This window comes from Acinetobacter sp. UBA3025, assembly GCF_002367915.1.
Lineage (GTDB): Bacteria > Pseudomonadota > Gammaproteobacteria > Pseudomonadales > Moraxellaceae > Acinetobacter.
This window is the reverse complement of record NZ_DFDO01000100.1, coordinates 1-12,539: the sequence shown is the minus strand read 5'-3', so window position 1 is coordinate 12,539 and position 12,539 is coordinate 1. Positions and strand designations below refer to the sequence as shown.

Here is a 12,539-nt window from a genome sequence, read left to right as displayed (position 1 = left end):
GCAAAAACCATTGACCGTGTGATTGACGTGTTCCCTGCTGAAGAAAAAGACATGGTGCGTGCCATGTTGTCAGAATCGCTGCAAGCTGTTATTTCGCAAACCCTGTTGAAGAAAAATGGGGGGGGGCGTGTGGCTGCACACGAAATCATGATCGGTATTCCGGCGATCCGTAACCTGATCCGTGAAAACAAAGTGGCACAGATGTACTCTGCGATTCAAACCGGTGCCAACTATGGCATGACCACGCTGGATCAAAGCCTGAAAACGCTGGTATCGAGAGGTATTATCAGTCCGCAAGTCGCCCGTACTGCAGCAAAACAGCCTGAATCATTCTTATAAGAATAATTAATTTTTTTGGGGTTTTATCATGGACTTTAACGGCTTACTCAACTACATGGTAGAGAAAAAGGCCTCGGATCTGTTCATTACAGCCGATGTTGAACCCTCTATCAAAATTAATGGTCAGATTGTACCGATTGGCTCGGTAAAATTACCGGGTGCAGCTGTGGGACAGCTACTTAACTCAATCATGACCGAGAAGCAGCGCAAGGAATTTGCGGACACACGCGAGTGTAACTTCGCTATCAGCAACCCGGACAAATCGGCACGTTTCCGTGTCAGCGCATTCCAGCAACGCGATCAGCCAGGTATGGTACTGCGTCGTATTGAAACCGTCATTCCGACTATGGATGAGCTGAAATTACCGCCTATTCTAAAAGAATTGGCGATGACTAAACGCGGTATCATTATTTTTGTGGGTGCAACCGGTACGGGTAAATCGACTTCCCTCGCCTCTTTGATTGGCTACCGTAATGAAAATTCCAAAGGTCATATCATTACTATTGAAGACCCGATCGAATTTGTGCACCAGCATAAGGGTTGTATCATTACCCAACGTGAAGTCGGTATCGATACTGACTCCTTTGAAGTCGCATTGAAAAACACCCTGCGTCAGGCACCAGATGTGATTCTGATCGGTGAGATCCGTTCTCGTGAAACCATGGACTATGCGATTGCCTTTGCGGAAACCGGTCACCTGGTTTTTGCGACCCTGCACGCCAACAACGCCAACCAGGCCATCGACCGTATCATTCACTTCTTCGAAGCCGACCGTCACAGCCAGCTGTTTATGGATCTGTCCCTGAACATGAAAGCCATTGTGGCACAGCAGCTAATTCCAACTATCGATGGCAATGGCCGCCGCGCAGCGATCGAAATCCTGATCAATTCGCCATTGATTGCGGATCTGATCCGTAAAGGCGATGTGCATGAGATCAAAGATTTAATGAAACGTTCACGTGAACTGGGCATGCAAACCTTCGACCAGGCATTATATGACCTGTATAAGGCCAAGCAGATTAGTTATAAAGATGCACTAAAACATGCTGACTCACCAAACGACCTGCGTCTGCAAATCAAACTATCAGAAGAAGGTGGCGAGCATTTATTACGTGCGCATTCCAATATTACTTTTGATGGTCAAACCTGATCATTTTCAAAGCATAAAAAAACAGGCTTTTAATAAAGCCTGTTTTTGTTTCAACCTAAAGTCGAATTATTTCTTACGGTAAGCTTCCTGACATTCAGGCGCGTCACAATAACCGTAAAGATTAAGTGAATGACCAGTCAATGCAAAGCCAAATTTCTTCGCAACTTCGTGCTGTTCATGTTCAATCACATCATTTGTAAATTCAACGACTTTGTTGCAATTTTGACAAACCAAGTGATCATGGTGATCTTCCTGCATAATTTCAAAAACTGAGTGATTATTTTCAAAATTATGACGCTCGATAATCCCTGCTGCCTCAAATTGTGTTAACACACGATACACAGTTGCAAGACCCACATCTTCCCCTTGTTCGAGTAAAGTCTTATAAATGTCTTCAGCGCTAAGGTGATGCCGTCTAGAGTTTTCTAATAGTTCTAATATTTTAATTCGTGGAAGGGTAACTTTCAGTCCAGCTTTTCGTAAATCTTGGTTTGAAATAGGCATGTAAAAAGGTCTCTCAACAAAATCAAAGTTGGAATAGGCAACAAAGTTTAGATGCAGTATGATCTATCCTTGGATCAAATGCATCATAATTAATTTGGGATAGTGTAGCAAAATGCAAAAAATCATGCTGACGTTATTCGTCACTTCATTGCTTGTCGGCTGTTCGACATTAGGTGTGTACAAAGTTGATATTCCTCAAGGAACACCTTTAACTCAAGCACAAGCCTCTAAAATTCAGGTAGGAATGAGCCACCAACAGGTGCGTTTCCTGCTCGGTAGTCCAACAGTATCTGATCCGCTCAATCCGCTACGCTGGGACTACATCTACAACTATACCCCAGGAACTTATGCTAAAAAAGCCAAGATCCCAGCAGCCCAAGGCCAGCATCTAAAAATTTACTTTAATCAGTCTGGTATCGTAGAGCGTATTGAAGGTCTGGAAACCATTCCAGAATCTCAACCAGGTCTACCAGGTTCCAAAGAAGCGATCTTAAATGCCCCACCACTATAATCGCTTTTGCATAAAAAAACCCCTGTATGATCAGGGGTTTTTTTAATTAAATAGATTGATTTATCAAATAATCAGACCATCTGTTCAATAAAGCCACATTCCACTAATCGGAACGTTTATTTTGCTTGAAACGGTTACCTTTGGCATAACGTCCTACCGGATTCTTCTCAGCGCGTTTACGGCGGATATCCTTGGGATTAATGGTTAAAGCACGATAAATCTCTACCCGGTCCCCTGCTGCCAATGGCTGGGTATGATCCTGTAGCTTAGCGCCAAAAATACCCAGATTCAGAGGTTCAGGCAATTCCACCTGTGCACGGATTCCGCTTTGCTCAATTGCATCCAATGCAGTCATGCCGGGTTGGAAAGGTACAGCAATATGAAACTGTTGTTCCGGGGTAGCATAGGCCACCCAGATCATTGCCTCAGTCATCAGAAAAATTGTCCTAATACCGCAACAATCGCCAGAATAATTGATACTGGTAAGACAATACGAACCGCAATACGCCAGATGTTATACACTGCTTCTGAGCTAAAGTTCATCGATTTACGTAAATGGCTGATCTTCATGATCCAGCCAGCAAACAAGGCATAAATCAGACTGATCACCAGTCCCCAAAGAATCAGCAGATTATTGAAAATTGGAGCAACATTTGGAATTAACCAGACTAAGGTGGCAGCAATCACAATCGCCCACTGAATGATGATATTCATTTGACGTTGCTGTAATTGCTCACGTGCCATTTGCATAAGCAAAGCAGCGGCTGCGACAATGGCTGCGATTAAAGCAAATGCAGGGATTTCAGCTTTTACTGCAAAGAAACCAAAGGCGATGATGGCTAATAGCTGCGCCACCCAAATCGGTAAGGCTGTTTTAGTCGCAACATCCTGCTGTTTTACGACAGTCAGACTTGATTGCCAATATAGCCCCATACCTAGACCACTCGCCACCAAAGCCAATACTGTGGCATTGCCCCATTCTACGAATTGGACGGGTGTTACATGCCAAGCCGGTAATTCAGTTCCCATCACATTCGCCATGATCAAAGATGCGAGTACGCCGATCGTGGTAATCCCAACCAGAATTAAACGTGGCACCAGCGATAAGACAAATGCAGCAATTGCCAGCACCGCAAAAATCACTGGCTGCTGAACATCGAAATTGGTAACTGCAATCACATTAGAAGCATGATTGAGCATCGCACCCGCAAGGAACGGAATAAATACAACCGCCAGCCAGCCGACGATCCGCCAGCGCTGAGAACTATCAGCTTCACGGGTAAGGCTCGACAATGCCTGTAATGCAGTGGTTTTTGAGCGTTTCGCCAGAGCAATTTCCAGATAACAGACTGGAAGGGCCAGTATTAGCATGGTCGCTAACCACAACATCCAGAAATCAAGCTGACGGTCAATCTGAATACCTGTTATCTGTGCGAGTGTCGCAATAATAAGAAAGGATAAACAGAAAGCCATCAGAGGCGATAACCATTTTGACATAGCATTGTCCTGCATGATGTATTCCTATAAAAATCTAGCGCTATTTTGCCTTGTGAGGCGATGAAAATCAAAAACAAAAAAGCAAACCACCATGCCCGTGATTTGCTGCGCAAATTTATTATTAAGCTTTATTTTTTATTTTTCCGATTTGTCTTTATTTTAAGAACAATCGAGTTATGAGAAGAAACGGGCAAACCAGTTTTTACCCTTTTTCTTTTCTTTATCTTTAATGATTCCCATCATATTTTCTTTTACCGCACCGACATAATCCGCGTCATCGTGCTGAATATGATTGATCAGCCATTTAGATAATACTTCATGTAATTCCGCTTCAATAGATTGGCCCAATTCAAAACGGTCACGATAAGATTCAATCTTTTTAATAAACAAATCATGCACACGTTTATGTGGCACACGATATTTATAACCCGCTTCTTCCTGAAGTGATTCTTCAAAGGTAAAATGCGACTGGGTATAATCAATAATATTTTCTAAAATCTGTTTAATACGAGCACGATCGGTATTGGCATCAATTCCATCAATCTCATTGATATAATCGAGAATTCGTTTGTGCTGATCGTCAATCACATCGATACCAGTATTATAATCTGGAACCCATTTCATTTTCATTACGACCACCTATTGATATTAATGATTTATCGCTTGAAAAAGATCATATATCTAATTGATTTAAATAAAAATGAAGTAAATCGGTTGGTTTTCAGTTTATTTTCTACTTAATTAATGTAAATCATTGTTTATCCAATCAATTATATTTTAAACCCGACCACAAGAATAAAGTATTTTTTGATCGATTTTATATTTCATGGTTTATTTATTTTAATGATTTCACTATAAAATAAATATCAAATTCAAAAAAACAGGAGCGATGTCCTGTTTTTTAATATCGAATTTTAACCAGATTTAATATAAATCTGCTTTAGTCACTCTTTTAAGCGAAGGATCCAAACGTTCTCTTTCCAGACGGGCGACATGTGTCAATTGGGAACGATATTTGGCTCCATCTCTGAACAAAATCATTTCACCTTCTTGAAATGCAGTCCATTCTTCATTCTGTGTCAGCGGCTCTGTGGTAATCACAGCGACTCGATCTTCAGGCGTGGTGACCTGACTAAAATCCACTTCAACTTCAATATCAATCAGTTGGGCTGGCTTAAATGGATATTCACGTACCAGCCAATGCAGTTTAGTCGTTGCATAGGTAAATAATGCCTGACCATTGGACAGACAGAAATTAAAAGTTCCATGTTCTGCAATGGATGGAGAAATCTCAGCCAGCAAATCAAAAACCTGATCCAGTTTTGGTTCATCATAACCAAAACGTTTTACCAGCTGATCCAGCAAATAACAGAAAGCGCGCTCACTGTCAGTGTTACCGACTGGCGTAAAACGTCCAGAAAGCTCAGGTAAAAAATCTTTTAAATCACCATTATGGGCAAAGATCCATTGTCGTCCCCATAATTCACGGCTAAACGGATGCGAATTTTCCAGATTAATTTTGCCTTGCGTCGCCTTACGGATATGTGCAATTACATTACGGGATTTGATTGGATAATTGCGCACCAGTTCTGCAATCGGTGATTCAACAGCTGACTGATTATCAACAAATAATCGGCAGGCCTTATCCTCAAAGAAAGCAATCCCAAAACCATCAGAATGATCTGAGGTAATCCCTGCCCGCTGAGAAAAACCTCGAAATGAAAAGGTAATATCTGTTGGTGTCGCACAATTCATTCCCAGTAGCTGGCACATAATCTTCATTCAGGTCACAGGATATTCTTAATGTTATTGTGCATCACAGGCTGAACCTTTTCAAATCTCGATCATTGCAATGCTATGCGCTAAAAATGCTAATAAACTATTTTTTTATATTTAATTTAGCAAAAGGAGTTTAAGTTTCAAAGCTCAGCTTAAAAATGAATACCTTAAATTTAACTTTAATATTTTTAGTGATCAAAATCTTAAAATAAAGGAAATAAAAAAGAGCCTCAAGTGAGACTCTTTGATATTCAATTTATCTTTATGGACGATGTGGATTGGAACGGTTGGTAATTAAGGTTCCCACACCATGATCAGTAAAGATTTCTAACAGGCTGGCATGTGGTACGCGACCATCCACGATATGCGCACTGATCACACCGCCTTTTACTGCATCAAGCGCACAGCCGACTTTAGGAATCATCCCACCATAGATCACACCTGTTTCGATCAGACGATCAACCTCCTGAGTCGTTAAACCGGTCAGCAGATTTTTATTTTCGTCGAGCACACCGGTAATATTGGTCAGCAAAATCAGCTTTTCTGCCCCTAAGGCTTCTGCCACTTTACCTGCGACCAGATCGGCATTGATATTGTAGGTATTGCCTTCTTCATCGACACCAAGTGGCGCAATCACCGGAATGAAATCACTGTTGGTAAACATTTCCAGTACATCAGTTTTCACACCAACGACTTCACCGACCATACCCAGGTCCACTTTCTGAGTTGAACCGTCTTCAGTCGTCTTTTCCATTAATAGCTTTTTGGCGCGTAACAGGTTGCCATCTTTACCAGTTAAACCAATTGCACGACCACCGTGTTTGTTGATCAGGTTCACGATCGATTTGTTTACGCTACCGCCCAGAACCATTTCAACCACTTCCATGGTTGCCGGATCTGTCACGCGCATACCATCAATACGGTCAGATTCACGGCCTAGCTGTTTCAGCATAGAATCTACTTGTGGACCACCGCCGTGTACCACAATCGGGTTCAAACCCACGGTTTTTAATAAAACGATATCACGTGCAAAAGAGCTTTCCAGCTCAGGATCCGTCATCGCGTTGCCACCGTATTTTACCACCAGGGTTTTACCCGCAAAGCGTTGGATATACGGCAAAGCTTCAGTCAAAATTTGTGCTTTGTCGATGCCTGTATGCTGATTTGGCATTCGCCTCTCCTTATTGAGCATCTAAAATGTCTTGAGCGATCTGTGGATAACGGTCACGCAACATGGATACAAACAGATGTCGAATTTCATTCAGGCCTTGTGCATCATTGGCATCAAAGCGCACCGTGAAATATTCACCCGTATTGGATGCTCGAATGATGCCAAAACCATCATCAAAATCAAGACGTATCCCGTCAATTTTACTGATTTGTGCATTTAATTGCGTAGATTGCTGCTCAACAAAGTTTAAAAGCTCAACAGGCTGCACCTGATGAGTGGAAATATATAAGTCTTCAGTCCCGTGACGTTTTGGATAAGCACGCAAGGCCTCACTTAAAGTCACACCTTTCTGGTCCAGATATTCCATGACCCGAAGCGCTGCATAAAGACCGTCATCATAGCCCCAGCCACGTCCGTCATTAAAAACATAATGCCCCGCATATTCACCACCAAAAATGGCCTGATGCTGGGACTGCGCCAGATATTTTCGCAGGAATGAGCTGCCAGTACGAATCATCACCGGTTTTCCGCCCAGACGTTGGACTGTATCGCGAATCAGGGTTGAACATTTAACGTCATAAACAAACTGACATGCTTTTGTACCGTTCATACAAATTTCTGCGAATAAACAGAGAAGCTGATCAGCACTAATAATGACACCCTGTTCATTCACCAGTACCAACCGATCCCCATCACCATCTAGGGCAATACCCAGATCTGCCTGCTGTTGCATGACGACCTGACGTAAGGTTTGTAAATGTGCTTCCTGAGAAGGATCAGGCGCATGATCCGGAAAATGCCCATTGGCTTCACAACGTAAGGCAGTAACTTCACAACCTAGTTTTTGCAGTACCAAGTTGGCACAACGTCCTGCCGAACCGTTCAGACCATCCAATACCACTTTAAATGGGCGCTTCAGCTGAATATCTTCAAGCATTCCCTGCTGATATTGCAGACAAAATTCGGGAATAATTTGGTGAGGCAAATCATTCACGCACGATAAAGAACTATTTACATGAAGTTTTGCTTTTTGTGCGACCTGCTGAATCATCTCGGGACAAGGCGGCTCCCCTGCAATAATCCATTTAATTCCATTATCTTCTCTAGGATTATGGCTGGCCGTGACCATCACACCATTACCATCAAACTGACGCGCTGTGTAATACAACATCGGACTGGAACAACAGCCGATAATGGCAGCTTCAATAGCATAGTCCTGAAAAATACGACGAATGGTTTCAGCAAAAGCCGGACTGCTGATTCGGGCATCATAGCCAATCGCAACCCGAGTCTGCCCCGCAGTTTGATATTGCTGAGCCAGACCATGCGCAATAGCATCAATCACACCTGTACTGAGTAAACTGACTTTACCCCGGATATCGTAGGCACGAAAAATGTGAGCCGGAAAGGGTTGATTCATGGATCCCATAATCTGTTCTTTTCAATATTGAATATAAGGAGATAAAATAATGATTAAGCAATCATCATGACTTTAAACATTTGTTTTTGTTTTAAGACTCTGTATTTTTATATGAAATGAATGTGACAATCAATTATAAAAGTATAATTCTTAATCTTTTATGTATTTAATTTGTACAAATAGTAAAATAAATAAATCTAACTAAAAACGACTTCTTGCATTATTTATTACCTATTTTCTTAAATTCTAAGTGATTGTATTTTTCTTTTTAAATGATACTAAAAATTTATTTAAATATTTTTCATTAAAAATAAAATTCAAGAATAAAGTTTATTAAATAAACCTATTATTTTTTATTATTTCTATGATTCTAACTACAAAAAAATGACTTAACTCAGAACATCCAAGTTAAGTCATCCTTTAATTTTAGTTTTTACCAGTATGACCGAAACCACCTGCGCCACGCTCGGTTGCTTCAAATTCATTCACCAGATCAAACTCAGCCTGTACCACAGGGACTAATACATATTGGGCTAAACGCTCACCAGGTTCCAAGCTAAATGCAGTTTGACTACGGTTCCATACAGAGACCATCAGCTCGCCTTGGTAATCCGAATCGATCAGGCCAACCAGGTTACCTAAAACGATCCCATGTTTATGACCTAAACCAGAACGTGGCAAGATCAAGCCAGCAAATGCTGGATCTTCAATATAAATTGCCAAACCAGTTTTTACTAAAACTGTTTGACCTGGTTCAATTACAGTCGTTTCGTTGACACATGCACGAAGATCGAGTCCTGCTGAGCCAGTCGTTGCATAAGTCGGCAATGGCCATTCCTGGCCCAGACGTGAATCAAGGACTTTCACCTGAACTTTCATGTATTTATTCCTGTTGTTTAATATCAAAAAATTTAAAGAATCAAAATCGTAGCGTTCTGTTACTTTTACCGTTTAATCAAGGCACGTAAATTATCCAGATAATGCTGAGCCTGCTGTTTTGGATCAATATTGCCTGCAAGTTTTTTCTTACGACCTAACCACTCCAGTTCATCTTCTGGCAGCTCATCCAGGAAGCGGCTTGGGGTCATCTGCTTCATCTGTCCACCCGCCTTACGCTGTTCCGCTAAGGTAATAGTCAAGCCCTGACGCGCACGGGTAATCCCCACGTACATTAGACGGCGCTCTTCTTCAACTGTTTCCGCAGCAATCGAGTTTTTATGCGGCAGAATTTCTTCTTCCAGTCCGATTAAGTAGACATAAGGAAATTCTAGTCCTTTAGAAGCATGTAAGGTCAGAAGGTTGACCTTATCCGTATCTTCCTCTTCCTGCTGCTGTTCCAGCATATCGAGGAGCACCATCTTACGAATGACACTTTCGATATTTTTCTCATCAACATCTTCTGCACGATTGATTAGGCTCTGAATACTGCTATACAGCACTTCAATATTATCGAGCTTGGTTTTTTCCTGTGCCGGCGTCGCTGCGGATTCCTTGATATAGTCGATATAACCTGCTTCGACCATCATCTGACGGATAATCGGTACAGGTTCATCGTCTTCCAGCAAGTTGCGGGTAAAGTTATTAATGAAATCTGAAAATTCTGCTAGTTGTGTCGTTGCTTTCTTTGGAATGACCATAGTTAAACGCTGATCGCCTGCTGCTGACAGTAGAGACAGATTATTTTCCTGGGCAAACAGACCGAGTTTTTCCAGCGTCACCGGGCCAATGGCACGTTTCGGTGTGTTAATAATCCGCAGGAAAGCGCTGTCATCTTCCGGGTTAATGATCAGACGCAGGTAACTCATAATGTCCTTGATCTCTGCACGCGCAAAGAAAGACTGACCGCCAGAGAGCTTGTAAGGAATCTGCATCTGGCGCAGCTGAGTTTCCAGAATACGTGCCTGGAAATTACCACGGTACAGAATCGCGTAATCTTTCCAGTTTTTACCATTCATCAGCTTATGCGTGATCAGGTCTTTCACTACGCGTTCTGCTTCATCATCATCATTACGACAAGTGATGACCCGAATCACTTCACCGTGACCTTTATCTGACCAGAGCTTTTTATCAAAGATATGCGGGTTGTTGCCAATTACGGTATTGGCAGCTTTTAGAATACGGCTAGTGGAACGATAGTTCTGTTCCAGCTTGATCACTTTCAGATTCGGGAAATCCTGTTGTAAAAGCGCCATATTTTCAGGTTTAGCACCACGCCAGGCGTAAATCGACTGATCATCATCCCCTACAGCGGTGAACTGCCCCATGACCCCGACCAGTAATTTCACCAGAATATACTGTGCCGTATTGGTATCCTGATATTCATCGACCAGCAAATAACGTACACGGTTCTGCCATTTATCCCGAACTTCAGCATTTTCCTGTAACAGACGCGTTGGCATCACAATCAGGTCATCAAAATCGACGGCATTATAGGCACGCAGATTTCGCTCATAAAGTTGGTATAAATGCGCGAACTGAACATCTTCTGGCGTTTCACAGGTGGTATGTGCTTGCTCTGGTGGAATCAGATCGTTTTTCCAGTCCGAAATCATCTTCATCGCTTTGGCAATCAATTCTTTGCTTTCAGCACCCGACAAGTTATCGCGATGCATCAGATCCATCAGAATCCGCTTACAGTCATCGGCATCCAGAATCGAGAAATTATTTTTTAGCGGTGTGTGTTTGAGTTCTAAACGCAGCAGATTCAGACCAAAAGTATGGAAGGTCGAGACTGAAAGGCCTTTGGCTTCTTCTCGGGTCAGCAATTTGGTGACACGCTCTTTCATCTCACGTGCCGCCTTGTTGGTAAAGGTCATGGCCGTAATCCGGTGAGCCGGAATCCCGCAATGCTTGACCAAGTACGCGATTTTTCTTGTAATTACCGAGGTCTTGCCTGAACCCGCTCCGGCAAGTACTAACAAGGGTCCTTGAGTATATTTCATGGCTTCAAGTTGCTTGTCATTTAACTGACTGGCGAGTGACATATGGCTTCCTCTTCTAGATTCGGCTCCGATTATAGTCATCTCATGCCCAGATGCCTAATTGAAAATTCATTTTCCTGCGTCATCTTTCAGACATAAAAAAAACCACCCGAAGGTGGTTTTTCTACAAAATCAGTGATTACTGAACAGCATATACTGCAATTTCAACACGACGGTTTTGTTCTTTACCCGCTGCAGTTGAGTTATCTGCGATCGGGTTCGCTGAACCAAGACCTTGTGCATTGATACGAGTACGTGCTACGCCTTGACCAGCAAGGTAGTTCGCAACAGATTGTGCACGTGCTTGAGACAATGGAATGTTGATTGAGTCATTACCAGTGCTGTCTGTATAACCAGTTACCAAGATACCGCTTTGGCTGTCTTCAGTCAGAACTTGGGCAACTTTATTCAATGTTGCATAGAAGTTTGGTTTGATGTTTGACTTGTTAGTGTCAAATGTAATCGCACCAGGCATTACCAAGTTGATTGAACCGTCTGGATTACGGTTTACATCTACACCAGTACCCGCAGTCGCTTGACGTAATTTTTTCTCTTTATTGTCAAGGTAAACACCCGCTGCACCACCAAGTACTGCACCAATTGAAGCTGCACGGTTGTTTTGACGGCTAGTATTGGCATTACTTTTAGAAATACCATAACCTGCAGCAGCACCAATTACTGTACCCAAAGCTGTTTTGTCGTACTCAACACCACCCAGGTTATTGCCAGTAGTTTGACAACCTGTAAGTGCTACTGCCCCTGCTACAGCTGCTGAAATTAATAGTGCACGCATTGCATGCCTCCTTTGTAGTGTAATTTGTATCTTAGGCCAGATAATGATTTAAAAATAATGGGATAACCATTGAATTTTTGTTAATAATAAATCTTTTAGTAATATTTTATAATGTTTATGTGTAACCAATTTCCTGAATTTCATCATAGTTTCTTCATAGTTTAACGATCGGACTTTTCTATTCGCTCAACTCCCTCTATATTGTTCAAAATGTGATGAAATTTAGACGATTATTCTCTGGGACTGTTTTTATATGTCATCTAAAAGCAAGCAACAAACGACTTTAAAAAAACTTACCCGTGGCCTCACGGTGACATCTGTCATGACTGGCAGTACTTTTTTTCATGGACCACCCGTACTGGCTTTGGGGCTGACCAAACTTTTTAAGAAATCT

The 12,539-nt window shown here is 42.1% G+C and carries 12 protein-coding genes and 2 pseudogenes; 4 read left to right on the top strand and 10 right to left on the bottom strand.

Translation table 11 applies throughout. The features are described 5' to 3' along the window. Nucleotides 1–339: pseudogene (locus tag B4J23_RS04100) on the top strand (twitching motility protein PilT); the annotation flags it as partial. Nucleotides 340–367: 28 nt separating this feature from the next. Next, a complete protein-coding gene (locus B4J23_RS04095) occupies nt 368–1,489 on the top strand; it encodes a PilT/PilU family type 4a pilus ATPase (protein ID WP_004783234.1) in 1,122 nt (373 codons plus the stop codon). A 66-nt stretch (nt 1,490–1,555) separates the two neighbouring features. Here the strand turns inward: B4J23_RS04095 and fur are convergent, their stop codons facing one another. Beyond that, nucleotides 1,556–1,993 carry a ferric iron uptake transcriptional regulator gene (fur, locus tag B4J23_RS04090; RefSeq protein ID WP_004783237.1) on the bottom strand — a complete coding sequence of 146 codons (438 nt, stop codon included), beginning with the start codon at nt 1,991–1,993 and terminating at the stop codon, nt 1,556–1,558. Between the two features lie 112 nt (nt 1,994–2,105). Here fur and B4J23_RS04085 point away from each other — a divergent pair, with 112 nt between their 5' ends. Further along, nucleotides 2,106–2,504 carry an outer membrane protein assembly factor BamE gene (locus B4J23_RS04085; RefSeq protein WP_004783238.1) on the top strand — a complete coding sequence of 133 codons (399 nt, stop codon included), beginning with the start codon at nt 2,106–2,108 and terminating at the stop codon, nt 2,502–2,504. Between the two features lie 103 nt (nt 2,505–2,607). Here B4J23_RS04085 and B4J23_RS04080 read toward each other — a convergent pair whose 3' ends face one another. The 9 genes from B4J23_RS04080 to B4J23_RS04040 form a co-directional block, all read right to left on the bottom strand. Next, nucleotides 2,608–2,937, bottom strand: coding sequence for an RnfH family protein (locus B4J23_RS04080; RefSeq protein WP_005221123.1), 330 nt, complete (start codon nt 2,935–2,937; stop codon nt 2,608–2,610). After that, entirely contained in the window at nt 2,937–4,016 is a 1,080-nt protein-coding gene (locus tag B4J23_RS04075) for a hypothetical protein (RefSeq protein WP_291358815.1), read from the bottom strand. The genes B4J23_RS04080 and B4J23_RS04075 overlap by 1 nt, the downstream gene beginning before the upstream one ends. A 159-nt stretch (nt 4,017–4,175) precedes the next feature. Then, nucleotides 4,176–4,631, bottom strand: a complete 456-nt coding sequence (locus tag B4J23_RS04070; protein WP_004783243.1) for a bacteriohemerythrin — start codon at nt 4,629–4,631, stop codon at nt 4,176–4,178. 294 nt (nt 4,632–4,925) lie between these two features. Beyond that, nucleotides 4,926–5,774, bottom strand: coding sequence for a class II glutamine amidotransferase (locus B4J23_RS04065; RefSeq protein WP_034434176.1), 849 nt, complete (start codon nt 5,772–5,774; stop codon nt 4,926–4,928). A 268-nt stretch (nt 5,775–6,042) separates the two neighbouring features. Further along, on the bottom strand, nt 6,043–6,951 hold the full coding sequence (argB, locus tag B4J23_RS04060; protein WP_291358814.1) for an acetylglutamate kinase: 909 nt from the start codon (nt 6,949–6,951) through the stop codon (nt 6,043–6,045). A gap of 10 nt (nt 6,952–6,961) precedes the next feature. Continuing rightward, nucleotides 6,962–8,380, bottom strand: coding sequence for a phosphomannomutase/phosphoglucomutase (locus B4J23_RS04055; protein ID WP_291358813.1), 1,419 nt, complete (start codon nt 8,378–8,380; stop codon nt 6,962–6,964). A gap of 417 nt (nt 8,381–8,797) precedes the next feature. Then, complete coding sequence (dut, locus tag B4J23_RS04050; RefSeq protein WP_004783254.1) at nt 8,798–9,250, bottom strand: dUTP diphosphatase; 453 nt, start codon at nt 9,248–9,250, stop codon at nt 8,798–8,800. A gap of 65 nt (nt 9,251–9,315) precedes the next feature. Beyond that, complete coding sequence (gene rep, locus B4J23_RS04045; protein ID WP_159124471.1) at nt 9,316–11,355, bottom strand: DNA helicase Rep; 2,040 nt, start codon at nt 11,353–11,355, stop codon at nt 9,316–9,318. Nucleotides 11,356–11,491: 136 nt separating this feature from the next. Next, nucleotides 11,492–12,145, bottom strand: a complete 654-nt coding sequence (locus tag B4J23_RS04040; RefSeq protein ID WP_291358812.1) for an OmpA family protein — start codon at nt 12,143–12,145, stop codon at nt 11,492–11,494. Nucleotides 12,146–12,398: 253 nt separating this feature from the next. On the opposite strand from B4J23_RS04040, the pseudogene B4J23_RS04035 reads away from it, so the two are divergent. Continuing rightward, nucleotides 12,399–12,539, top strand: a pseudogene (locus B4J23_RS04035) (acyltransferase); the annotation flags it as partial.